Annotated in this window: 22 protein-coding genes and 1 pseudogene; 15 read left to right on the forward strand and 8 right to left on the reverse strand. The window is 62.5% G+C overall.

Annotated elements, in window-relative coordinates; all coding sequences use genetic code 11:
• Nucleotides 1-1,350, forward strand: a 1,350-nt coding sequence (locus tag P0D84_RS20980) for a replication initiation protein (RefSeq protein ID WP_323045013.1), incomplete at its 5' end; no start/stop codon positions are given.
• Nucleotides 1,351-1,417: 67 nt separating this feature from the next.
• On the opposite strand, the gene P0D84_RS20985 is transcribed toward P0D84_RS20980, so the two are convergent.
• Nucleotides 1,418-2,473: a ParB/RepB/Spo0J family partition protein gene (locus P0D84_RS20985; protein WP_408339997.1), complete on the reverse strand. Its 1,056-nt coding sequence runs from the start codon at nt 2,471-2,473 to the stop codon at nt 1,418-1,420.
• A gap of 24 nt (nt 2,474-2,497) precedes the next feature.
• On the reverse strand, nt 2,498-3,160 hold the full coding sequence (gene parA, locus P0D84_RS20990; protein ID WP_054034704.1) for a ParA family partition ATPase: 663 nt from the start codon (nt 3,158-3,160) through the stop codon (nt 2,498-2,500).
• Nucleotides 3,161-3,951: 791 nt separating this feature from the next.
• Here parA and arsC point away from each other — a divergent pair.
• The gene (gene arsC / locus P0D84_RS20995; RefSeq protein ID WP_408339999.1) at nt 3,952-4,311 is read left to right on the forward strand and encodes an arsenate reductase (glutaredoxin); all 360 of its coding nucleotides are present in this window, start codon (nt 3,952-3,954) and stop codon (nt 4,309-4,311) included.
• Nucleotides 4,312-4,346: 35 nt separating this feature from the next.
• On the opposite strand, the pseudogene P0D84_RS21000 reads toward arsC, so the two are convergent.
• Nucleotides 4,347-5,033 (reverse strand): annotated as a pseudogene (locus P0D84_RS21000) (ABC transporter substrate-binding protein); the annotation flags it as partial.
• Nucleotides 5,034-5,125: 92 nt separating this feature from the next.
• Between P0D84_RS21000 and P0D84_RS21005 the strand changes: the two are divergent.
• Complete coding sequence (locus P0D84_RS21005; RefSeq protein ID WP_408340001.1) at nt 5,126-6,502, forward strand: GntT/GntP/DsdX family permease; 1,377 nt, start codon at nt 5,126-5,128, stop codon at nt 6,500-6,502.
• A 135-nt stretch (nt 6,503-6,637) separates the two neighbouring features.
• The gene (locus P0D84_RS21010; protein WP_408340003.1) at nt 6,638-6,928 is read left to right on the forward strand and encodes a DUF1272 domain-containing protein; all 291 of its coding nucleotides are present in this window, start codon (nt 6,638-6,640) and stop codon (nt 6,926-6,928) included.
• 111 nt (nt 6,929-7,039) lie between these two features.
• Here P0D84_RS21010 and P0D84_RS21015 read toward each other — a convergent pair whose 3' ends face one another.
• Nucleotides 7,040-7,243, reverse strand: a complete 204-nt coding sequence (locus tag P0D84_RS21015; protein ID WP_408340005.1) for a zf-HC2 domain-containing protein — start codon at nt 7,241-7,243, stop codon at nt 7,040-7,042.
• Entirely contained in the window at nt 7,230-7,838 is a 609-nt protein-coding gene (locus P0D84_RS21020; RefSeq protein WP_408340007.1) for an RNA polymerase factor sigma-70, read from the reverse strand. Before P0D84_RS21020 ends, P0D84_RS21015 begins: the two co-directional genes overlap by 14 nt.
• Nucleotides 7,839-8,297: 459 nt before the next feature.
• On the opposite strand from P0D84_RS21020, the gene P0D84_RS21025 reads away from it, so the two are divergent.
• The 3 genes from P0D84_RS21025 to P0D84_RS21035 all read left to right on the forward strand — a co-directional run bounded on the left by P0D84_RS21025 (nt 8,298) and on the right by P0D84_RS21035 (nt 9,538).
• Entirely contained in the window at nt 8,298-8,429 is a 132-nt protein-coding gene (locus P0D84_RS21025) for a hypothetical protein (RefSeq protein ID WP_408340009.1), read from the forward strand.
• A gap of 540 nt (nt 8,430-8,969) precedes the next feature.
• Nucleotides 8,970-9,254, forward strand: coding sequence for a hypothetical protein (locus tag P0D84_RS21030; RefSeq protein WP_179739894.1), 285 nt, complete (start codon nt 8,970-8,972; stop codon nt 9,252-9,254).
• Nucleotides 9,255-9,265: 11 nt separating this feature from the next.
• A complete protein-coding gene (locus P0D84_RS21035) occupies nt 9,266-9,538 on the forward strand; it encodes a DUF6723 family protein (RefSeq protein ID WP_408340012.1) in 273 nt (90 codons plus the stop codon).
• A 133-nt stretch (nt 9,539-9,671) separates the two neighbouring features.
• Here the strand turns inward: P0D84_RS21035 and P0D84_RS21040 are convergent, their stop codons facing one another.
• Complete coding sequence (locus tag P0D84_RS21040; RefSeq protein ID WP_408340014.1) at nt 9,672-9,878, reverse strand: hypothetical protein; 207 nt, start codon at nt 9,876-9,878, stop codon at nt 9,672-9,674.
• Between the two features lie 297 nt (nt 9,879-10,175).
• Here P0D84_RS21040 and P0D84_RS21045 point away from each other — a divergent pair, with 297 nt between their 5' ends.
• The gene (locus P0D84_RS21045) at nt 10,176-10,730 is read left to right on the forward strand and encodes an NADPH-dependent FMN reductase (protein WP_408340016.1); all 555 of its coding nucleotides are present in this window, start codon (nt 10,176-10,178) and stop codon (nt 10,728-10,730) included.
• A gap of 93 nt (nt 10,731-10,823) precedes the next feature.
• On the opposite strand, the gene P0D84_RS21050 is transcribed toward P0D84_RS21045, so the two are convergent.
• Both P0D84_RS21050 and P0D84_RS21055 read right to left on the reverse strand, forming a co-directional pair.
• Nucleotides 10,824-11,858: a hypothetical protein gene (locus P0D84_RS21050; protein WP_408340018.1), complete on the reverse strand. Its 1,035-nt coding sequence runs from the start codon at nt 11,856-11,858 to the stop codon at nt 10,824-10,826.
• Between the two features lie 227 nt (nt 11,859-12,085).
• On the reverse strand, nt 12,086-14,374 hold the full coding sequence (locus P0D84_RS21055; RefSeq protein WP_408340020.1) for a hybrid sensor histidine kinase/response regulator family protein: 2,289 nt from the start codon (nt 14,372-14,374) through the stop codon (nt 12,086-12,088).
• A 692-nt stretch (nt 14,375-15,066) separates the two neighbouring features.
• Between P0D84_RS21055 and P0D84_RS21060 the strand changes: the two genes are divergently transcribed.
• The 7 genes from P0D84_RS21060 to P0D84_RS21090 all read left to right on the forward strand — a co-directional run bounded on the left by P0D84_RS21060 (nt 15,067) and on the right by P0D84_RS21090 (nt 22,077).
• Nucleotides 15,067-15,435, forward strand: coding sequence for a response regulator (locus tag P0D84_RS21060; RefSeq protein ID WP_408340022.1), 369 nt, complete (start codon nt 15,067-15,069; stop codon nt 15,433-15,435).
• Nucleotides 15,428-16,051: a chemotaxis protein CheC gene (locus tag P0D84_RS21065; RefSeq protein WP_408340024.1), complete on the forward strand. Its 624-nt coding sequence runs from the start codon at nt 15,428-15,430 to the stop codon at nt 16,049-16,051. Before P0D84_RS21060 ends, P0D84_RS21065 begins: the two co-directional genes overlap by 8 nt.
• Nucleotides 16,048-16,998 carry a sensor domain-containing diguanylate cyclase gene (locus tag P0D84_RS21070; protein ID WP_408340026.1) on the forward strand — a complete coding sequence of 317 codons (951 nt, stop codon included), beginning with the start codon at nt 16,048-16,050 and terminating at the stop codon, nt 16,996-16,998. Before P0D84_RS21065 ends, P0D84_RS21070 begins: the two co-directional genes overlap by 4 nt.
• Before the next feature lie 186 nt (nt 16,999-17,184).
• Entirely contained in the window at nt 17,185-18,033 is an 849-nt protein-coding gene (gene hpnD / locus P0D84_RS21075) for a presqualene diphosphate synthase HpnD (protein WP_408340029.1), read from the forward strand.
• A 4-nt stretch (nt 18,034-18,037) separates the two neighbouring features.
• Entirely contained in the window at nt 18,038-19,303 is a 1,266-nt protein-coding gene (gene hpnE, locus P0D84_RS21080) for a hydroxysqualene dehydroxylase HpnE (RefSeq protein WP_408340031.1), read from the forward strand.
• On the forward strand, nt 19,300-21,357 hold the full coding sequence (shc, locus tag P0D84_RS21085; protein ID WP_408340033.1) for a squalene--hopene cyclase: 2,058 nt from the start codon (nt 19,300-19,302) through the stop codon (nt 21,355-21,357). The genes hpnE and shc overlap by 4 nt, the downstream gene beginning before the upstream one ends.
• A 3-nt stretch (nt 21,358-21,360) precedes the next feature.
• Nucleotides 21,361-22,077, forward strand: a complete 717-nt coding sequence (locus P0D84_RS21090) for a phosphorylase (RefSeq protein WP_408340035.1) — start codon at nt 21,361-21,363, stop codon at nt 22,075-22,077.
• Nucleotides 22,078-22,192 lie beyond the last annotated feature (115 nt).

Genomic DNA, 22,192 nt, shown 5'->3' on the forward strand with positions numbered 1-22,192 from the left:
ATGGCCACGAAGCGCGCGAAGAAGACCGATGTAGTCAGCCCGAGCTCAGCCGAATTGCGCAAGGCCGTCGAGGCGATTGCGATTCAGCCCAAGAGCGGCAAGATCACGCTCCTCACCCGCAAGCTATTCAACGTGCTGCTCGCGGTTGCTCAGCAAGCGGACGAGTCCGGTGACACTTATCGGGCCCTGCTGTCGGACATCGTCGCCAATTCGGCGTTCGATTCGAACGACACGGCGCTCGTCAAGGAGCATCTGCGGCGCATGGTGTCGGTGCAGGTTGAATGGAGCACGGGCACGTCCAGTCAGAAGCCGGGCCGTAAGTGGGGTATTTCCACGCTGATTGCCGACGCGGAAATTCTCGAAGACCCTACTACCCGCCGCGTCTGGGTGGAGTTCTCGTTTGCGCCGAAGATCAAGAAGAAGCTGCTTGATCCGGTTCAGTACGCGCGCCTGAGTCTGCAGTTCCAAAGCCAGTTGCGCAGTAGCGCGGGTCTCGCACTTTACGAGATTTGCGTTCGCTATCTGACCAACCCGAGCCATCTTACGATGCGGGAAACATGGGAATGGTGGCGTCCTATCCTCTCCGGCACACCGGATACGGAAGCGGGCGACGAGGCGAAACGCGAGTACAAGTACTTCAAACGTGATTATCTGCGCCCGGCCATCGCCGAGGTGAATGCTGTCACCAACATCTTCGTCGAGTTGATCGAGCACCGGGAAGGGCGGCGTGTCGCCGAGATCCAGTTCCGTGTGACCGAGCGCAAGCAACCCATGCTTGCACTCGACGAACACCCGAACGTGTTCGACAGCACACTGGTCGACCGGATGGTGAAGATCGGCATTCCGCTGAAGGAAGCGCAAACGCTGTACGCCGATAGTGAGGAAAACCGGATTCGCGCAGCGCTGCAAATGACCGAGCAACGCATGCGCAGCACGTCGTTGCCGGCTGTGCGCAGCGCGCCCGCGCTGTTCAAGGATGCGTTGAAGAAAGGCTATGCGCCGCCGGTCGAAGCGCTGCCGTCCGGCAGCGGTGGTAAGGCCGCCGTGGCGGCGCCGGCGGACGATCTGAAAGCACGTCTGCTCGGCGAGTACTCGGCGTATCGCCGTAAGGAAGCGCGCGAGCTTTACGACGAGCAAGGTGAGTCCGAGCGGGAGATCGCGCGGAAGTCGTTTGAGGAAGATCAGCTGCCGGATCTCGGCACTCACATGCGAGATGATTGGCGCCGTCGTGGGCTGGATTCGAAGATCGTTGAAACGGCGTTCTTCGATTGGCTGGCTCGCAAAACATGGGGCGAACCCACCGATGGCGACTTGCTCGCCTTCACGCTGAGCCAATCGCGCGCGGCATAATTGTCAAGAAAAACGGCGGCCACTCTCGTGCGCCGCCGACTCTTTCCGCCTGATACTTTCCCTGCTGTTACTTCAGCATCTTTTCAATCTGTCGAAGAATGTCGTCACGCTTTTCGCGCGTGAGGCCCTTCAGGCGCAGTTCGATTCGATCGTCGCCGTACGATTTCAGATCACCTACTGCGACACCGCCGAGCTTGATTTCCAGACGCTGCGCATAGCGCTGCCGTCCCACCGGCTTGGTGCTTTCCTGTGCGCTTGCTCTGCCCTTCACAATGTCCGCGACCTGTCGCGTGCTCAGGTCGTCCGAGAGAATTTTGTTGATCAGGCGCAGCGTCGCCTCAGCGCCGCGGGCGGTGTGATAACGGCCCACCTGATAGGCCATGTTCGAGCCGAAGCGGTCGGGTCTCGCGACCATCTCATGCATCACCGCCTCGGGAAGCTTCGCAATCGACAAGGCGACCGCGACGGTCGACTCGTCTAGCCCGAGATGTTCGGCGAGCTCCTTCTGGCTCTGGAAATGTCGATCGTCGAGAAAGCGTTTCCAGACGACGGCGTTGTCGAACACCGTCTGCGAATCGCGCTGGACGTTGAGGTCGTAGCCGAGCTTATAGCTTTGGATGCCGATCGGCAGATCGATGACGGTCGCCTTCACCGTTTCGTTGTTGGCTTCCTTCAGCGCTCGCACACGCCGGCCACCGTCGCTGACGAAGTAGGTGCCGGGATTGTCGTAATCGGGAATGACGTGAATCGCTTGCTGCTGGCCTTGCTTCGCGAGATTGACGGCAAGCTCGGCAATCGATGACTTCAGATAGAAATGGCGTGGATTGAACGGACTCGGCTTGATCGTCTTAAGCGCGAGCTCGATAACCTGGCCCGGCCGGTATGCGTGCTCGATCCGCCACGCACGGTAGGCCGCCGACTCATTGGCGTTATCGGCGGTATCGACTTCCGCGATGTCCGGCGACATGACCGGTTGGAGGCTGCGGCTCGGTACATCGCCAGTCTGGGTGCCATTCTTGACCAAACCGTCAATCGCATTCAGACGATCGAGAGCGGTTCGCTTTTCGCTGCTGGTCGTATCAGGACGTGCTTGAAAGCCTTTGGCGAATTGGGAGGGTTTCATTCAGGGTCCTTTATGCGCATAAATTCAGGGGAGCAGGGCGGCGATCTCGTTGGCGCATGCCCGTACTTCGATGGCGGCGAGCTTGGCGCCGCGATCGTTCATCTGAAGGACTGTCTGCCCTAACGCCATTGCCTGCTTATAGGCTTCACGCGTCGGGATCTGGGTTTTGAGCAGTGGGAAACCGAGTTCTTCCAACGCGCGCTTCAGTTCGCGCGTCAGCATCCGTTTCTCTTCGGTCTTATTCAGCAGAAAGACTGCGCGCAGGTCCTCGTTCATCACTTGAGCTTGCTGCACGAGCTTCACTAGTCCGACGCTCGACCAGTAATCGGCGGGTGACGACGAGGTCGGCATAATCGCGACGCTCGCCGCGAGCAACACGACGCCGGACACTTTCTCGGTGATGGAAGGCGGACAGTCGACGACGATGATGTCGTAGTCCGCCACGAACTTCTTGATCTCACGATGGATCTGGCTGCCGGCTTCGGAGAGATTGACGACCGGAAAGGGGATGCCGGTTTCGCCGTCTGAAGATGCGCTGGCCCAGTGGACCAGAGTGTTTTGACCATCTGCGTCTACGACAAGGACGCGCTTGCCTTTCTCATGGAATGCAGCGCCGAGGTGCATCGCGATTGTGCTCTTCCCGACCCCACCCTTCTGCTGAGTTACCGCGATGATTTCTGCTGCCAATCTTCACCTCCTCTTTTTAGACGCAGATGGATTTTACCTGGATGAATTCGCATTTCAATTGTTTTTGTGTAAACGCGAGAAGAATTAGCCGTTTGGCTTAGGTTTATGCGCATAAAGGCTGTGGGCGGTGGCGAGTTTCGACGTGTGGCTGCGAGGTGGCTATAGGCGGTGACTGGTTTAGCGGTGCCCGGGAGGATCCCTGGGGACGACGGGTTGAAGGAGAAAGAGTGAGATGGTCGCGCACAGGTGATATGACGCTAAGCGATCGGGATAGCTGGGGGGTGTTAGCTGGTACTCGACCAGTCAGACAATGTCAGCAGGGATATCGTCCAGTCCCGACTATGGGAATGATTCTCTCGAGCCAGTCGAGCCTTAAGCCTGTACCTCCGGCGCACCGCTTCGCGGTTTCGGGCTTGACCTTTTCCTCGGCCAGGAAAGGCAGCTATCAAGTCGGGAAATGACGAACGAACTGACACCGTCTGTTGAGTCAAGCGCTGCTGTCTACAGCTCATGCGTCTAGCGGCTAACCGCACAGTATGAAACGAGGCTTACCGCAGCGTGGCGCGCACCGTCGCAAAGAGATGCGACCACCTCAGCCGGCCGGCGCTTTATGCGCATAAACCGAACGACACCATTTCAAGAGACCAAGCCCCCTTCCCAACCAAACGAAATCGCACCGACCCGCCGGACCGCTATGTCCGACCTATGCGCCCACCGACCTCCCCCCACCCGCTAAAATCCCCGCCAAACTCCACCCTGCATTCCACCCAACCAACGCCTTCCAACCAACCATGATCACGATCTACCACAACCCCCGTTGTTCAAAATCGCGAGCCGCTTGCGACCTGATCGCTAGCACCTACAACACCGCAAACGAAGCTACGGAAATCGTCGAATACCTGAAGCAGCCGCTTACCGTCGCGCAGTTAAAGCAACTCAACGCGCAGCTAGGCTGCACAGTCCGCGAGATGATCCGGGACACCGAGGCTGAATACAAAGCACTCGAACTTTCGGACCCCACGCTGAACGACGCTCAGTTATACGAAGCACTGGCAAAGCATCCCATCCTCCTGCAACGTCCGATCGTCGTGCGAAACGGGCGAGCCGTGATTGGCCGTCCGCCGGAGAATGTCGAAGCGCTATTCGCCTAAGCGTCGAAACATCACGGCTCAAGTGCCTCAATGCCTTAAGTCTTTTCAGGCAACGCAGCGTCCTTCGTCACAATCCTCGTCGGGATGATGTGCAGTTTGCTAAGCGTGTCCGCAATACGTTGTTGCTCCGCAAGTACGTTCGCGTCGACGGGCTTGTAGATGTGCGCGTAGTGCCGCAAACCCGCTTCGATCACGCCTGCGTCGAGCCCTTGAATCGGCGCGAGCTGAGCGGCTGCTTCGCTGTAATGGCCGCGTACCCACGCTCCCACTTTACCCACCTCATCCATCGTGATCGCGAGCACGTCACCGTTTTGCTGCGCAAACGGCCGCGCACTCAGGAAGAACTGATGATGACTCACGATACCTTCGGCGTCGGCAAGCAAGCGGGCATTCGACTGGCGTTTTGCCGCCTCGAGGAACGGATCCCAGATCGCCCATGCATCGATCGCACCGCGTTCAAAGGCCGCGCGCGCATCGGCGGGCGCCAGAAAAACGGGCTGGATGTCGCTGTACTTCACGCCGTTCTTCTGCAACGCGGCGACCAGAAACCAGTGAACATCCGAACCTTTGTTAAATGCGATTTTTTTGCCCTTTAGATCGGCCAGCGTCTTGATCGGCGCGTCCTGATGGACGAGGATGCCTTCGGCATGCGGCGTCGGAATTTCATAAGCGGTGTAGACGAAGTTCGCGCCGGCCGCCTGCGCGAACACCGGCGCTGCCTCGTTGCGTGTCAGGCTCCGTGAAGGCGCTGCGTCCCGCTACAATCCGTCATCCGCGCGCAGTTGCGGCTGCGTCAATCGAAAAAAGGGACATCGTGCATCTGACGACAACACTCGCGCCGTGGTCATCCCACGACACTCAACTGATTTTGTCGTGCGCGCTCGGGCTCGCACTGATCATCATTTTCATCAGCGTGCTGAAGCTCGCACCGTTTCTGTCGATTCTGGTCGGCACGTTCGCGGCGGGATTTTCGGCCGGTCTGCCGCTGGAAGCGGTAGCCAGCGCGTTCAGCAAAGGCGCCGGTGCGTTGCTCGGCGACGTCGGCATCATCATCGCGCTTGGCGCGATGCTCGGTGCGCTGATGGCCGAATCGGGCGCCGCCGACCGGCTCGTCTCGACCATCCTCAAACATTCCACGCCACGCACGCTGCCGTGGATGATGGCGCTGGTGGCGATCATCGTCGGCTTGCCGCTTTTCTTCGAGGTTGGTCTGGTGATGATGGTGCCGATCATCTTCGTGATGGCGCGCCGCTCGCAGCAGCCGATCCTGCGGATTGCGATTCCCGCGCTCGCCGGCATGACCACGCTGCATGCGCTGCTGCCGCCGCACCCGGGTCCGCTGATCGCCGTGAGCGCGCTGCACGCCGACCTCGGCCTGACGCTCGGTCTCGGTCTGATCGTGGCGATTCCGGCGGTCATTCTCGCGGGCCCGGTCTACGGTATCTGGTTGTCGAAACGGATGCACGTGGTCGAGCCGGAAGAAATGGGCAAGCTTTTCACCGCGCCACAAAACACCGGCGAGCCGCCGAGTTTCGCGATCTCGCTCAGCACGATCCTGTTGCCGGTCGTGCTGATGTTGGGCCGCACCGTTGCCAAACTTCTGCTTCAACCCGAGACTTTCCTGTTCAACGCGCTCAATTTTCTGGGTGAGCCGTTGGTTGCGCTCGGGCTCACCGTGCTGTTCGCGGTGGTGGCGCTGGGCTGGTCGCGCGGCATGGCGCGCGACCGGGTCGGCGGCATTCTGCGCAAGAGCTTGCCGCCGATCGCCGCGCTGCTGCTGACGATCGGTGCAGGCGGTGGACTCAAGCAGGCGCTCGTGGTGGCCGGCATCAGTACGACGATCGGCAAGATCGCCGTTGGCGCGCACATGCCGCTGATTCTGCTGGCGTGGCTGATCGCCGTGGCGCTGCGGCAGGCCACCGGTTCCGCGACGGTCGCGACTACCACGACCGCCGGTATCGTCGCGCCCGTCGTCGCAGGTCTCAGCGCCACGCACAATTCGCTGATGGCGCTCGCTATCGGCGCCGGTTCCGTGTTCTTCTGCCACGTGAACGATGCGGGCTTCTGGATGGTGCGCGAATACTTCGGCCTGCAATTGAAGCAGACGGTGATGGTCTGGTCCGTGCTGCAGACCATCGTCTCTGTTGTTGGCCTTGCATTGACGTTCGTGTTGTGGACCGTGCTGACCTGAGCCCCGCATAGGGATTGCAGGCGTGGCAGGAATTGACGCTCCGCTGTCCATTCCGCATGACCCTGTCCGCTTACACTGCTTCGGCATAGCGAGGTGCAGTCCCGCACCTCGTACCCCAGTCAACGCGGAGCCACCATGCTTGAACTGAGACCGTCCTGCGAAGGATGCGGCAAATCACTGCCGCCGAACGCGTCCGACGCGATGATCTGCACGTACGAATGCACGTTCTGTGAAGTGTGTGCGCTCAGCACGCTGCGCAATGTGTGTCCGAACTGCGGCGGCAATTTCCAGCATCGGCCGATCCGCACGCGTGCGCAGCTGGCCAAACATCCGGCGCGTGCCGAAGCGCATCCCGTTTCCGTCGATGAAGCGACGCACGCCAGCTTCTTCGAGCGTTACCAGAACACGCCGCCTGGCGAGCGTTAAACGAGCCAATAGCTGAAGGTGACGTTCAGTGCAGTCGCCGTCCGCTATAGCCCGCGCGGCCGTCGTTCGACGCGCCGCTCAAGTCCAGACACCCAGACGCCCAGGCGCCGCTCAATCCTCGCGGCCGCCTACCCCCGGCGTCGCAATCCCGCTTGCCGTGTGCGCAGCCACGCGTAACAGACGGATCTGTTTGCGGTAACTGCGGCAGCCGCTGCAAGTTGGCAGATGCAGCCGGATCGCGACCCATTCGCCGGTCGTCAAAGGGCGCTCGAGCGCGTCCGACAACAGGCGCGTGATGTTCTTACACTTCCCCATTCGCATCCTCTCTGGACAGGCCCTTTTCGCTCAGGCAAGTGCGCAAGCGCAGTCGCGCGCGGTAAAGCAGCACGCTGCAGTGATTGGCGGTCATTTGCAGTTCTGCGCAGATCGCTTCGGTTTCGAGATCGAGGAATTCGCGCATCATGAACACGCGCCCTATGTGTTCGGGCAGGTGTTCCAGGCACATCTCGAACAAGGTCCAGAATTGCTGCTGACGCAGCGCGGTTTCCGGTGCCGGCCAGGGTTGCGGCTTGGCCTCGCGCGACCAGTGGCCGTTGTCCTTGAAGAGCTCGCGATCGAGCAGCGCCTCGCCGTCTATTTCGGATTCGAGCGCCGACAGGTTCACCGTGCGCTGCCGGGCGCGCAAGGTGTCGACGAGCTTGTGCCGCAGGATGCCGAACACCCACGTCTTATGTTCCGATTGCGCGGCAAACCGGTCGGCTTGCGTCCAGGCGGCGGCCAAAGCCTCCTGGACCGCGTCTTCGGCGGCAGCGGCATCGCGCAGTTGCAAACGGGCAAAGCGCAACAGGTCGCGCCGCAGTTGCGTCAGATAGACGGGATCGTCGAGCGCCGGCCCGCTTACTTGCGCCATGGCTGGCTCCCTCGCCGCGCTCGTGGTTGCCGCAGGTTTTCTTCTGAATCGTTGTGGCTCATAGGCAAGTGGGAATCTTCGCGCGGTTCTGGGGCGTGTGCGCCATTCTCCCGCGCGTTCCTGCGCAAGCGAATCAGTATTGAACATATGCCGCCAGCAAAAGGATGACCTGACGACCTTAGTCGCGCCGCAACGCGTTTTATGACAATTTCACAGCCGCGAAAACATTATTGCGAAAAATGAAATCAGTGCTGCGACGGTGAACTTTGAGCTAAGGCCCATGCGCTAGACGTGCCGCCAGGCACGTCGCAATCTGCCATAAACGGCGAATCTCAGATTATTGCATTACTTGAAAAAATATCTTCTAGTCTTCGCTGTTTTTAGGTGCACGCTGAATCGCTATTCTTCACTCCATCGATCACACCGATCGCGAACCAAACGCCAAAGAGGAGTAGCACCATGAAACGCATTCTTTCCATCCTGATCGCTTCCGTCGCTCTGTTTGCCGCAGCCTCGGGTGCAGCCCAAGCGGCTGCACCGGCACAATGCAACGGCCCGGCATCGTATTGCAATGTGTTCTTCGGCAACTAATCGTCTGAGGGACTCGCCGGTTATATGACCGGCTGTAGTTTGTTGACGAGAATGGTCTCGAAGTCCAAAAAGGGGCGCCGCTAAAGGCGCCCCTTTTTCATTGATCCAACCGTTCGACGTGCGTGCAACGCATCCGCGAAACATGGCCGCAGGCCTGCTCCATCGGCGTTCGAGCAGGACTGGACAGAAAGCAGTACGCAATACGCGGTAGTCCGAAGCAACACCCGCGCCCGGCATGTAAATGCGTCTAATGCTCACTCTTCTAACGTGTTACAGTGAGCCAACAGCTTGCAGTTCTTCTGCGCGTCTTTACGCAGCTTCTCAGGCATCAGCCTCTCATCACAGCGCCCTGAATCGAACGGGGTCCTTTCCTTCTACTCTTGTTTTGCGATGTCCTCGGCGCGGCCGGCCAGAAGCGGCCGCTGTCTACGCGCATCGTCGACCTATACCTTGTTTTTCGCTGGCACGCCGCGACTCGCCGGTGTCACGCCGAACCCAAAGCGATGCTTCAAGCGAGATCCTTCACCGGAGACGACCACCATGAGCAATACGATCAGAAGCTACCGGGGCCTGGAGATTTACCCGCTGGTATATCCGCACCAGCCGCGTTCTCCCGATGGCGCCCGCCACTACGACTCGGGCTTCGACGCCGCAGTGCGAATCTGCCGGCGCGGCACCGACGACACCTTGACCAGCAGCCGCGTTTTCCGCGTGCCGAGCCGTTCGCCATTCGGCGCGGCAGGCGACGCGCGGATTGCATCAGCCAGTTACGCGGAGCGAGTGATCGACGGCATGGTTGCCGGCGAGTCGATCGCCGGACTCTGATGCGAGCACCGATGGCAAGCCATGTTTCCAGGCGCTCGCAGAGCGCGCATTCCACGCCGCTCATTGGCCGCGCGAACTATCAGGTCGCGGTGTCGTCGCGTCGCACTTCCAGCGGAACGGTGCCGACGTTGAAAGTGATCCGTTTGAGCGACGAACGCGTGATTTACCCCTTTCAGGGCCATGCGGACATGCCATTTTTTGAGAATGCCGACGCTGCCCAACTATTTGCCGAGACATACGGTTGGCAGCTTGTGGACGGGGACATCGCCGTCCCGGAGGCATAAGACGCGGGTGACGCGTCGTCTGAGAACACGCGATTCCCCCGACGCCCGGCGGCCAGCCGTGGCGTCACGTGAAAAATTGTTGGGCTGCGCGAATCACGCGGCCCGCCATCAATCCCTGTCGCCACCGCGGCGATCAGATCTTCCCGCCGCCGTCGATGCCATTGCCCTGGCGCCACACTGCCTTGCCCCGTTCGGATAGCTCGCCGCTGCTATGAACCGCGTCCGCTTCCGTCCCGTCGACAGCCATTTCGCCCCCGGGTTGCTCCTGTGACCGCTGCTTTTCCTTCTTTCGAGCGGCTACGGCTTCGTCGTGCGACTTCCCTGCATAGTTCAGACTCATTGCCGGATCCTCCATGAAGTGGGTGAAAAAACGCCGGTTTGCCTCAAAACGTCCTAAGCCGGAAGCATGCTTGATTGACAAGGCAAAAGTACCAGTTATCCACAAGGTTATTCAGTGAATCTGTGGATAACTTTGGGCGCCAGCGGGTTATCCACCGGTAGTGACCTGCCATGCTGGTCCCGCGCAGCCAGAAGATGGCGTTTTTGTACCAGCCTTCGCAATTCGCGCGCGGCTTTTGCCTATGATGGACAGTTCATACCCTTCCGCGCGTCAAGCGCCTCACCTAAGGAAGCGAACATGGCCCATCACATCGCAGTGGTCGTCGGCAGCCTGCGCCGCGAGTCATTCAATCGCCAGTTGGCGCAAGCCGTGATTTCACTCGCCCCCGCGGACTTCACGTTCGAGTTCATCGATATTGGCTCCTTGCCGCTCTACTGCCAGGACTACGACGCCGACTATCCTGAAGTCGCCAAACAACTGAAGCAGCGCATCGAAGCCGCCGACGGCCTGCTATTCATCACGCCCGAGTACAACCGCTCCATTCCGGGTGTCCTGAAGAACGCGCTCGACTGGGGCTCGCGCCCGTGGGGCACCAATTCGTGGAGCAAGAAGCCCGCCGCGGTGCTCGGCACCTCGGTCGGCGCGACCGGAACGGCCCTCGCACAACAGCATCTGCGCAATGTGCTGGCCTACCTCGACGTCCCCACGCTCGGCCAGCCTGAAGTGTTCATCAAGCACGACCCGGCGGTCATCAACGAAAAAGGCGAGATCGCGAACGACGGCATCCGTAAGTTCTTGCAGAGTTTCGTCGACCGCTACGTCGCGTGGGTCAAACTGAATGCCGCTGCCTGACGGCAACTTCGGGCGACTTCGCGAAAGCCTAAGTTTCCAGGCGCCGACGTTGTCGCGACCTCGCGGCATCGCCGGCGTTACCACCGCGTCTGCCTAGACGTGGTGATGTCCTGTTACCCGTTCCCAGCCGTGACGTACGGCGAGCTTGAAGCGCTCCCACGTGCTGTCCGGCGAGGTGGTTTCCCAATGACGCCGGGCTTCCGGCTCGACGTCGTCCCATGGCCTGTCGCGATAACGCGCGTCTTGACCAATCTCGGCGCCGTAGCGATAGGCCGGCACGTAATCTTCATAGCGCGCATTGTCGGCCGAATATTGCTCGTCGTAATGGGCGCGGAAATCCTCTTCGTATTCCAGATACTCGTTCGGCATCTGACCGCCTAAGCCCGCGGTCGGCTGCCCCGCTTCGGAAACGACTTCCGAGGGCTGCAAGATCGCGCCCGAGCCCGGCATCGAACCGGCAGCGATCGCGCTGCGTCCTGCGTCACCGACCAGCGGATCGATGATTGGCTCGTTGACCGGATCGCGCACCGGCCGCTCAGCCAGTGGCGGCGGGACGAACGGCTCGGCGTCAGTGCCCATGAGCGGCGCCGGATAGAGTGGCTCGGCCGTGGTCGCGGGCCGAGCGGTCGAAGCGGACGTCGTGGCGCCTGGCGTGGCGCCGCCCGGCGCCGCCGCGCTCGAGCTATGCGGCGTGCCGGGTGTCACTGCGCCAATGCCGAGTTCGTCGAGTATCGAATGATCGCGACTCGCTTCCGGCTGCGTGTCCCAGGCGGGCGAGCGCTCGCCGATGTCAGTCGCGCCCAGCCTCGTCAAGGTATTACGAGCAAGTTCCGCGTGCGACTCACTGGCCGCGCTAACGCACACCAGCACCGCGCCACGGCGGACGGCTTCCGCGTAGCGTGCCGTGTCCGGCGCGCGGGAACCGGTCGAAAACAGGCTCGCGAGAAAGCGCTCGATATTGGCGAGCACGCCGGAGCCGGCAACCTCATCGGTTGCGGAGCCCACGGAGGGTTCCGGATTCGCCTGCAACTCGATCGTTTCGCGTGCAAAACCGGTCTGTACAAGCGTGTCGCGCGCGGCTTCTGCCTGAGAATAGGTGTCGAATAAACCAATCACGGTGTGATGCATGGCTGTCTCCCGACGTATTTGATGGGAACGGCCGGCGCAATAATGCGCCGGACCTCCTTCCCAAATAACGTCGCAACGATCATGCCGGGCGCGCTGGCCGCGCCCGCACGCCCGCTGGCCCTTGTCTGGGCAGATGACATCGTGCACGAGCGCAATGTCGGGCCGCCGCGCTTTTACAATCGGTGGTAAATCTCTAGCACCAGGCTGCGAGCCTGAACCGGCAGGCTTTAGTCGGCGGGATGCGCCGCCGCGGCCGGATCCGCACCCGTCTGCGCGAGGTCACGCTGGATGGCTTGCAAGAGTTTTTCCAGCAACGCGATATCGAAGGGTTTGGACAGCACTCGCACGTCCACATGCCGCGCACGGTCGAGTTCCTCCGCGTAGCCGGTGACCAGAATGACCGGCAGTTTGGTGTCGAACGCCAGTACGGCTTCGGCCAGGTCGATGCCGTTCAACGTGCCGGGCATGTGAATGTCAGACAACACCAGATCGAACGGCAGCGGCTCGCCGGTGCGCGCCTGCCTCGCGTGGGCGTCGTCGAACAGGCGCAGCGCGGTATCGGCGTTGAACACGCACGTGACCTGGTGGCCCATCATCTGCAATAAAGCCTCCGTGCCGGCGGCGACTTCATCGTTGTCCTCGACCAGCAGAATGCGCAGGCCTTGCGGTGCGCCGCTTTCGTCGACGCCCGCTTCCACCGGCAAATCCGCCTCGGGGGCGGCGTTGGCGCGCGGCAGATAGAGTCGCACCGAGGTGCCCGCGCCGATCGCGCTGTCGATCGCGGCAAGCCCGCCGGAGCGCTCGCAGAAGGCGAAAACCTGCGGCAGCCCGAGACCGGTGCCCATGCCCTGCGGCTTCGTCGTGAAAAGCGGTTCGAAGGCGCGCGCGAGGACCTGAGGCGGCATGCCGCCGCCGGTGTCTTCGAGTGAGAGTTGCACGAAGTCGCCGGTCAGCGGAAAGCCGTCCTCGCGGCGGAAGTTGATATTGGCGGCGCGAACCGTGAAGCGGCCGCCGTTAGGCATGGCGTCGCGCGCGTTCACGGCGACGTTGATCAGCGCCAGTTCGAGCTCTGCGACGTCGACCCGCATCGGCCAGATACCAACGCCGATGTCCATCACCAGCGAAATCTTCGCGCCGAGCGACGCGCGCAGCAGTTCGCGGCACGCCGGCAGCCAGCGTTCGAGCGCCAGCGTCTCGCTGCGCAACGGCTGCTTGCGCGCCACGCCGAGCAATTGCCGGGTGAGCGACTGGCCGCTCTTGAGCGCGCGCTCCATCGCCGACAATTCGCGGTCGAGTCCCGGCGTGCCGCGCCGCCGGACGATCTGCACGTTGGCCGAGACGATCATCAGCAGGTTGTTGAAATCGTGCGCCACGCTACCGACCAGATTGCCGAGCGCCTCCATCTTGCGCGACTGACGATACGCGGATTCGATCGAGCGGCGCATCGACGCCTCGGCCTGCCAGCGCTCCCACGCCTCTTCTTCGGCACCGAGGCGCCGCAGCGACAGCCAGATCACACACCACAGCACGATGGACGGCGTGAACATGGACAGGATCAGCAGGCTCAGGTGCCGGTACCACGCGGCCCAGATCGCCGAGGTGCGATAGCCGCACGACACGTACACCGGATAGGCGCCGACACGCCGGAAGGCGAGGATTACATTCTCGCTGTCGAGTTCAGAATGCATTCGTACGACGCCGGCTCGCCGCCCTTGCGCCAGTGCTTCCGCCAGCGGCGAGCCTGGCGCCACCGCCGCCGGCTCGCGCGGGCGGCGCGGATAGTGCGCGAGGACGGCGCCGTCGGTGCGCAGCAGGCTCATGGTCATTGGCGTGCTCTCGCCGCCGCCGAGCAGTTCCCGGTAGAACGCGTCGAAATAGCTGGGCCGCAATGCGACGGAGACGACGCCGGCAAACGAGCCGTCGTCGGCGCGCCGCTCCACGCCCGTGTTGAACACCTGCTCGCCCACCACATGTCCCGTCATCACCTTCGAAACATGCTCGAGGCCCTTGCCGTCGCGAATGCCGACGAAATCTTCACGATCGGCAATCGACAACACCGGCACGGGATAGAAACGGCTGGTGGCGAGCAGATCGCCTTGGCGGCCGAAAATCGAAACGGCCGCGACCTGAGGATAGCCGCCGCCCATGGTGCGCAGCTTCTCGTGAATCCCGCCTTCTTTTGCGCGAATGCCGTTATCGTCCAGACCTTGTGTCAGATCGACGATGCGCGCGTCGAGCGTCTCGTTCATGTCGAACACTTTCAGTGCGTGTTCTTCCGCTACGCGCACGGTGCGCAGCGTGACGTCGGTCGCATCGGCCATGCGCGCGCGCAGATCGCTGAACGCCATCGCCGCGACGTACACGCACGGCAGCACGATGGCCGCGATCAGCAGTGCGATCAGCGTGATGCGCCGGACGTGGAAATTCTGTTCCGGCACGGCGGGGAACAGCGCCGCGTCCTGACGGCTGGCGGGAGCGCGGCTCGCTTCGGGCGGGTCGAACCGGTCTGGGGTCATGGTCGATAGCCAGGATCGTTCGGAACGAAAGGGCCGGGGGTCGGCCTTATCGCAAAAAACATAGACATGCCGCGGCGCTGCTCGTTACCGTGACAAACGATCGCTTCTGATTTGTCTGCTGTCTAATGAGTGACAAATCAAGAAGCGCAAACGTACACAAAAGTGTAAATCCAAAAAAATACCCGCTGAATCTATCAAAAAATTTTCCAAAATAACGTTTAATGGGAGACTATTTTTAGTTGGGGCGAATTTGGCGGGTTGCCTTTCCGTGGTTTTACTTCGAAAATCAACCTCACCATAAATATGTATCCGCCATGTTCGGATACATCTGCCGCCGAGGGCAGCCTGACGACGCGCACAACGCGTTACGGAGGGCGCTCGCGGAAACACGCGCGCGGCGAGGGGACCAAGCCCCATCCATGAAGCCGCGCGGATTCATCTACGGGGTAGGCTTCGAACATGCCGGTCATAGCCATCGTTCACCGTGCTCGCACCCAGCCATGCGTGCCTAGGGGTGCTGTCAAAAGCGGTTCCGTCAAACGTGCCTCGCCGCGCGCACTCCCCGCTCGTTTGCAAGCTCCATTCTCGCAGGCCTCAGATCGCCTTGCCGCGGGTCGACAGACCGCCCGCTAAAGAAATCGCCTCTACCCGCCGTTAACGCGCCAGAGCTAATTCCGCTTACCGACCTGCCTATGCCTTTGCCTATTGTGATCGCCGACGATTCGTTGCTTGCCCGTAAGGTGCTCACCAAGGCATTGCCGCCGGACTGGGATGTCGACGTGTCCTACGCCACGAACGGGCGTGAAGCGCTCGGTTTGTATCGCGAAGGCAAAGCGTCGGTGATTTTCCTCGACCTGACGATGCCGGACATGACCGGTTATCAGGTGCTGGAAGCTTTACAGCATGAGGACCTGAACACCTTCGTCATTGTCGTCTCCGCCGATGTTCAGCCGATGGCCCAGTCGCGCGTGCGCGCGCTTGGCGCCGCCGCCTTCATCGCCAAGCCCGTGACGCCCGAGGCGGTACTACCCATCCTCAAGGAGTACGGGTTGTATGTCTGAGCCAGTCCTCACCGAAGACCAGCGCGACGCGCTGCAAGAGGTCGCCAATCTGGCGATGGGCCAGGCCGCGACGCGGCTCGCGAGCCTGCTCGACGCGTTCATCGAATTGTCGGTGCCGCGCGTGAAGGTGGTGGCGGTGAGTGAGGCGGCTCGCGCGCTGCGCGAGATGACCGGGATCGAGGACATGGTCTGCGCGGTGCGCCAGGGCTTTCGCTCCGACATCAAGGGCGAAGCGCTGGTGATCTGCCGCAGCGACAGCGTCGATCAGTTGTGTTCGCTGGTTAGCGATCCGTACTCGCGCTCGACCTACGAGGCGGTGAGCCAGAAAGAACTGGTGTTCGACGTCGCGAACGTGCTGACGGGTGCGTGTGTCTCGTGCATTCTCGACCAGCTCGGCCGCACGCCGGTCTTCTCCGCGCCGGGCCTGCTCGGACAAGCGCTGACGCTCGACGAAGTGTTCCAGCCCGGCGTGCTGCAATGGGAAGTCGCGTTGTTAGTGGAAGTCAATTTCGCGCTCGAGGATCAGAGCTTCCGCGCGCACCTCGTAATGTTGATGGCCGAAGAGTCGATTCGCCACATGAGCGAGGCGCTCGACGAGCTGTTGTCCAGCCTATGAATGTGCCTTTGGATGTGCCTGTGAAGTCGTTGAGCGATCTGGTTGTCGAACGTGTCGGTTTCGGTATCTTCGTGCTTGATCGCGATATGAACGTGCTGATGTGGAACCGCTTCATGCAGGATCACAGCGGCTTGTCGCCGGAACAGGTGGTGGGCAAATCGCTCTTCACGCACTTTCCGGAAGTGCCGCGCGTGTGGCTGTCGCGCAAGATCGAAAGCGTGTTCCAGCTCGGCAGTTTCGCGTTCAGTTCGTGGGAGCAGCGCCCGTATCTCTTCAAATTCGATCACGACCGGCCGATTACCGGCGGCGTCGATTTCATGCAGCAGGATTGCACGTTCATGCCGCTCATGCGCGATCGTGAAGTGGTGGCTGTGTGCGTGACCATCTCCGACGTCACGCATGTCAGCATCGTGCAGCGAGAACGTGAAGAGGCCGTTGCCAAGCTGCAGGAATATGCGGACCGTGATGGTCTGACGGGCATCGCCAATCGACGTTTCTTCGAAGCACGCCTGCGTGATGAGTACACGCGCTGGCAACGTTACGGCGGCGAGATGTCCGTGCTGCTGTTCGACCTCGACCACTTCAAGAAAATCAACGACCAGTTCGGTCATGGCGTCGGCGATACGGTGTTGCGCGTGATGGCGCAGCGGGTCGCCGACGTGGTGCGGGCGCAGGATACCTTTGGGCGCTTCGGCGGCGAGGAGTTTGCCTTGCTGCTGCCATGTACGCCGCTCGAAGACGCGATGCGGGTCGCGGAAAAGATCCGCTGCACGATCGCCGATACGCCTGTCGAAGTGCAGGGCACGAGTGTGCCGGTGACCGCGAGCGTCGGCGGTGCGGCGGCGCGCGTGGGTGTGGCGGCGTACGACGTGCTGATCAATGAAGCCGACGCGGCGCTGTATAGCGCCAAGCGGCAGGGACGCAACCGCTCGGTGGCGTTTATCTGAGCCTTCCGGCCCCCTATTCGCCCCCCAAACAGCGGCATCTCACAAAGATTGTTATACTTTTCGCCGTTTCCGGCATCCCTGCCGGGTGTTTTTCGCGCGTGTCCGCGCGCGCGGCCCGTCTGCCCTGCGGGTAGGCATTAAAACTTCTTGATCGCCTTTCAGCGGGCGCCTCCAGCGGAGATCGTCTTGGCTGTTTCCAATCTCGTCGTGGACGATACAGAAATCGACGCCGCTGCCGCCACGTCCGGCAGCTCGTTTTATCTCGCGATGCGCATCCTGCCGGCCGCGCAGCGCGATGCGATGTATCAGGTCTACGCTTTCTGCCGCGCGGTCGACGATATCGCCGACAGCGACATGCCGCGCGCCGAACGCGCCGCCGCGCTCGAGCGCTGGCGTGCCGACATCGACGCGTGCTACGCCGGCGCACCGCGCGCTTCCCTGCGCGCGCTGACGCGGCACATTCATACGTTCCATCTGCAACGCGAAGACTTCCACGCGATGATCGACGGCATGGCGATGGACGCCGCCGCCGACATCTGCGCCCCCGACGAAGCCACGCTCGACCTGTATTGCGACCGTGTCGCGAGTGCGGCGGGCCGCCTGTCGGTGAGAATATTCGGGATGCAGGAAGAGCCGGGCCGTTTGCTCGCGCACCATCTGGGCCGCGCGCTGCAACTGACCAACATCCTGCGCGATATCGACGAAGACGCCGGCATCAATCGCTGCTACCTGCCGCACGAGTTGCTGGCGCGCGAAGGCATTGCGGTGACGAGCCCGCCGCAGATCGCTGACGATCCGTCTTTGCCGCGCGTCTGCGCCACGCTCGCCGAGCGCGCCAAGCAGCATTTCGCCGCCTCCGACGCGATCATGGACCGCGAGCCGCGCAACCACGTGCGGGCGCCGCGCATCATGTCGGGCGTGTATCGCGTGCTGCTCGAACGCACGCTCGAGCGCGGTTTCGACATTCCGCGTACGAAGGTCAGCAAGCCGAAACTGCGCATGCTGTGGATCGTCGCGCGTTACGCGCTCTTCTGAGCTGATGCAAAAGCTCGTTCATGTGATCGGCGCGGGTCTCGCCGGCCTCGCCGCTGCGGTGCAATTGCAGCGGCGCGGCGCACAAGTCGTGCTGCATGAAGAGGCCGCGCAGGCCGGTGGCCGTTGCCGTTCGTATTACGAGCCGAAGCTCGGCGTGACCATCGACAGCGGCAATCATACGGTGCTGTCCGGCAATTTCGCCACGCTCAACTATTTGCGTGCGATCGGCGCCGCCGACGAGCTGGTCGGCCCGGCCCAGCCCGAGTATCCGTTCGTGGATCTGGCGACGCGGGCGCGCTGGACCGTGCGCATGTCGCCGGGCCGCTTGCCCTGGTGGATCTTCGATCCGAACGCGCGCGTGCCGAACACCGGGCCGACCGACTATCTGGCGCTCGTGCCGCTGCTGTTCGCCAAGCCCGGGCGCAGTGTGGCGCAGACCATGCGCTGCAATGGCCCGCTATGGGACCGCCTGCTGCGGCCGCTGTTTCTCGCGATGCTGAATATCGAGCCGCGTGAAGCGTCGGCTGAACTCACGGGCGCAATGGTCAGGGAGACGCTGGTCGCCGGCGGTCTGGCGTGCCGGCCTCTGGTGGCGCGCAACGGCTTAAGCAGCGCCTTTGTCGATCCGGCGCTGCGGCTATTGCAGCATGGCGGCGCGGCAATCCGGCTTGGTTCGCGCCTGACGGACATCGTATTTGCTGACACCGGTCGTGTCTTGGCGTTGAATTTCGCGGACGAAAGCATCGCGATCGATGCCAACCAGGCCGTGGTGCTCGCGGTGCCGCCGGACAGTGCCCAGACGCTCGTGCCCGGTTTGCGCTCGCCGAGTCGCTTCGCGGCGATCGCCAACGTGCATTTCGCGATCGAGCCGCCGTTCGGGATGGCGCCGCTCACAGGGCTGCTCAACGCGACGGCCGATTGGTTGTTCGCATTCGAGGGCCGCGTGTCGGTCACGATCAACGCCGCCGAACGCCTGCTCGACACACCGCATGAAGCGCTCGCGAAAACCATCTGGGCCGAAGTGGCCCGAGCCGTCAATTTGCCGGCCGAGCCAATGCCGGCCTGGCAAGTCGTGATGGAAAAGCGCGCGACGTTTGCCGCCTTGCCGGACCAGGAAACGCTGCGTCCCGGCACGCGCACTCGCTGGAACAATTTGATGCTCGCGGGCGACTGGACGGCCACCGGCCTGCCCGCGACGATTGAAGGCGCGATCCGCTCCGGCCAGAAGGCCGCGGACACGCTGCTGAATCAACCGATGGAACGCCGATGAACGACTTATCTCAAGCCCAGCCGCTGGACGCCGTCCTGCCTGAATTCGCCGATGCCGCGCTGAATGCGTCGAACGCTGCGCTGAATGCGTCGAACGCCGCGCCCATCGCCGCGCCGCAAGCTTCCGCTGGGCCGCTCGATGCCGCCATCACGCGTGCCACCGACGCGATCCTCGCCGCGCAGAATCCGGACGGCCACTGGGTCTACGAACTTGAAGCCGACGCGACGATTCCCGCTGAATACGTCCTGCTGGTCCACTATCTCGGCGAATCGCCGAACGTGGAACTGGAGCAGAAGATCGCCCGCTATCTGCGCCGCATCCAGCTCGCCGGCGGTGGCTGGCCGCTCTTCACCGACGGCGCGATGGACGTCAGCGCCAGCGTGAAAGCGTACTTCGCACTGAAAATGATCGGCGACTCGCCGGATGCCGAGCACATGGTCCGCGCGCGCGAGGCAATTCTGGCGGACGGCGGCGCGGAAACGGTGAACGTGTTCACGCGGATTCTGCTGGCGCTGTTCGGCGTGGTGTCATGGCGCGCCGTGCCGATGATGCCGGTGGAAATCATGCTGTTGCCCCAATGGTTCCCGTTCCATCTGTCGAAGGTGTCGTATTGGGCGCGCACGGTGATCGTGCCGTTGCTGGTGTTGAACGCGAAGCGGCCGGTGGCGCGCAATCCCCGCCGCGTGCGTATCGACGAATTGTTCCGCGCCGCGCCGGTCAACACCGGCATGCGAGATCGGGCGCCGCATCAGCACCTCGGCTGGTTCCGCTTTTTCCGTGGCGTCGACGTCGTGTTGCGCACGGTCGACGGGCTGTTTCCGAAGGCGACGCGCGAACGCTCAGTGCGCGAGGCGGTGAAGTTCGTCGACGAACGGCTGAATGGCGAAGACGGCCTTGGCGCGATTTTCCCGGCCATGGCCAACTCGGTGATGATGTACGACGTGCTCGGCTATCCAGCCGATCATCCGAAACGCGCGATTGCCCGTCGGTCGATCGACAAGCTGCTCGTCATCAAGGATGACGAAGCCTATTGCCAACCGTGTTTGTCGCCAGTGTGGGATACCTCGCTGGTGGCGCACGCGCTGCTCGAGACCGGCGAAGCGCATGCCGAGCAAGCGGCTGAACGCGGGCTCGCGTGGCTGCGTCCGCTGCAGATTCTCGACGTGCGCGGCGACTGGATCTCACGCCGTGCGAACGTGCGTCCGGGCGGCTGGGCGTTCCAGTACAACAACGCGCACTATCCGGACGTCGACGATACGGCCGTGGTCGTGATGGCGATGCAACGCTCGGCGGCGCTGACGCAATCGGATGTCGATCGCGCAGCCATTGCGCGGGCGCGCGAATGGGTGGTCGGCATGCAAAGCAGCGACGGCGGCTGGGGCGCGTTCGAACCGGAAAACACGCAGTACTACCTCAACAACATTCCGTTCTCCGATCACGGCGCGTTGCTCGATCCGCCGACCGCGGACGTGTCGGGCCGTTGCCTGTCGATGCTCGCGCAACTCGGCGAATTCCCGCAGGGCAGCGAACCGGCGCAACGTGCGTTCGACTACATGTTGAAGGAACAGGAATCGGACGGCAGCTGGTACGGCCGCTGGGGCCTCAACTACATCTACGGCACGTGGACCGCGCTGTGTTCGCTGAACGCCGCCGGTCTGCCGCACGATGACCCGCGCATGAAGCGCGCCGCGCAGTGGCTGCTGTCGATCCAGAACGAAGACGGTGGCTGGGGCGAGGGCGGCGAGAGCTACAAGCTCGACTATCGCGGCTACGAGCGTGCGCCGAGCACGGCTTCGCAAACCGCGTGGGCGCTGATGGGCCTGATGGCGGCGGGCGAGGTCAATCACGAGGCGGTCGCGCGCGGCGTCGAGTATTTGCAGCGCGAACAGCGCGAGCATGGCCTGTGGGACGAAACGCGCTTCACGGCGACCGGTTTTCCGCGCGTGTTCTATCTGCGTTACCACGGTTATCGCAAGTTTTTCCCGTTGTGGGCGCTGGCGCGCTTCCGTCATCTGAAACGCAACGGGCTGACGCGCGTCGCGGTCGGGATGTAACGGATGGCGTTTTCGACAACACCGTCAGCGAAGCCCGGCCGCAGCACCTTGCCGGTGATCGTGGTGACGGGTATGGCGTTCGAAGCGCGCATCGCCCGCGGCAAGGGTGTTGAAGTGGTCTACGCGGCGCGCGCCGATCTGCTGGAGCGGGCGTTGAGCGCGGCGGTCGCGCGTGGTTGTTCGGGGATCGTCAGTTTCGGGACGGCCGGTGGTTTGGCGCCCGACCTGGAGCCGGGCACGCTGATCGTCGGGCAGGCCGTCGAGGGGCCGTTTGGGCGGCTCGAGACTGATCGGCCATGGGCTGACAGGCTTGCTGCCGCGCTTTCCATCGGGCCGTTGGCGGTGCGCCTGCGGCGCGGTTTGCTGGCTGCCGTGACCGCGCCTTTAGTCACCGCCGACGACAAGCGCGCGCTGCATCGCTCAACAGGCGCTTTGGCGGTCGATATGGAATCGCATATTGCCGGCGCGACGGCCGCCGCGCATGGGCTGCCGTTTGCGGTGTGCCGCGCGATTGTCGATCCGGCCTGGCGAACGCTGCCTTCGGCTGCAACCGCTGGATTGCGGGACGATGGGACCACGGCGTTGGGGCCGATTTTGCGGGAGTTGCTGCGGCAACCGGCGCAGCTAGGGGCGCTGATTCAGGTCGCCGTCGATGCGCGGGCGGCGCGGACCTCGCTGGTGCAGGCGCGGCATGCTATGGGGGAGGCGGGGGTTTTGTAGATGGGGGATTGGTTTGTTTTTTTTGTGGCCGGTGGCCTTTCCTTGATTTCTTAGTGGTCTATTAGCGTCGCCCCTGTGCGGGGCGGCACCTACTTTTCTTTGCCGGCCGCAAAGA

It is taken from the genome of Paraburkholderia sp. RL17-337-BIB-A (genome assembly GCF_046025895.1).
Classification (GTDB): Bacteria; Pseudomonadota; Gammaproteobacteria; order Burkholderiales; family Burkholderiaceae; genus Paraburkholderia; species Paraburkholderia fungorum_C.

What these genes read in the sequence shown, in the direction of transcription:
- P0D84_RS21010 (WP_408340003.1), top strand. Translation starts at nt 6,638, where the DNA reads ATGCTTGAACTGAGACCGTCCTGCGAAGGATGCGGCAAATCACTGCCG.
- hpnE (WP_408340031.1), top strand. Translation starts at nt 18,038, where the DNA reads ATGCAAAAGCTCGTTCATGTGATCGGCGCGGGTCTCGCCGGCCTCGCC.
- P0D84_RS21065 (WP_408340024.1), top strand. Translation starts at nt 15,428, where the DNA reads ATGTCTGAGCCAGTCCTCACCGAAGACCAGCGCGACGCGCTGCAAGAG.
- P0D84_RS21025 (WP_408340009.1), top strand. Translation starts at nt 8,298, where the DNA reads ATGAAACGCATTCTTTCCATCCTGATCGCTTCCGTCGCTCTGTTTGCC.
- P0D84_RS21040 (WP_408340014.1), bottom strand. Translation starts at nt 9,878, where the DNA reads ATGAGTCTGAACTATGCAGGGAAGTCGCACGACGAAGCCGTAGCCGCT.
- P0D84_RS21045 (WP_408340016.1), top strand. Translation starts at nt 10,176, where the DNA reads ATGGCCCATCACATCGCAGTGGTCGTCGGCAGCCTGCGCCGCGAGTCA.
- P0D84_RS20985 (WP_408339997.1), bottom strand. Translation starts at nt 2,473, where the DNA reads ATGAAACCCTCCCAATTCGCCAAAGGCTTTCAAGCACGTCCTGATACG.
- P0D84_RS21050 (WP_408340018.1), bottom strand. Translation starts at nt 11,858, where the DNA reads ATGCATCACACCGTGATTGGTTTATTCGACACCTATTCTCAGGCAGAA.
- P0D84_RS21055 (WP_408340020.1), bottom strand. Translation starts at nt 14,374, where the DNA reads ATGACCCCAGACCGGTTCGACCCGCCCGAAGCGAGCCGCGCTCCCGCC.
- P0D84_RS21020 (WP_408340007.1), bottom strand. Translation starts at nt 7,838, where the DNA reads ATGGCGCAAGTAAGCGGGCCGGCGCTCGACGATCCCGTCTATCTGACG.
- P0D84_RS21030 (WP_179739894.1), top strand. Translation starts at nt 8,970, where the DNA reads ATGAGCAATACGATCAGAAGCTACCGGGGCCTGGAGATTTACCCGCTG.
- P0D84_RS21090 (WP_408340035.1), top strand. Translation starts at nt 21,361, where the DNA reads ATGGCGTTTTCGACAACACCGTCAGCGAAGCCCGGCCGCAGCACCTTG.
- shc (WP_408340033.1), top strand. Translation starts at nt 19,300, where the DNA reads ATGAACGACTTATCTCAAGCCCAGCCGCTGGACGCCGTCCTGCCTGAA.
- P0D84_RS21070 (WP_408340026.1), top strand. Translation starts at nt 16,048, where the DNA reads ATGAATGTGCCTTTGGATGTGCCTGTGAAGTCGTTGAGCGATCTGGTT.
- P0D84_RS21035 (WP_408340012.1), top strand. Translation starts at nt 9,266, where the DNA reads ATGGCAAGCCATGTTTCCAGGCGCTCGCAGAGCGCGCATTCCACGCCG.
- arsC (WP_408339999.1), top strand. Translation starts at nt 3,952, where the DNA reads ATGATCACGATCTACCACAACCCCCGTTGTTCAAAATCGCGAGCCGCT.
- P0D84_RS21015 (WP_408340005.1), bottom strand. Translation starts at nt 7,243, where the DNA reads ATGGGGAAGTGTAAGAACATCACGCGCCTGTTGTCGGACGCGCTCGAG.
- P0D84_RS21060 (WP_408340022.1), top strand. Translation starts at nt 15,067, where the DNA reads ATGCCTTTGCCTATTGTGATCGCCGACGATTCGTTGCTTGCCCGTAAG.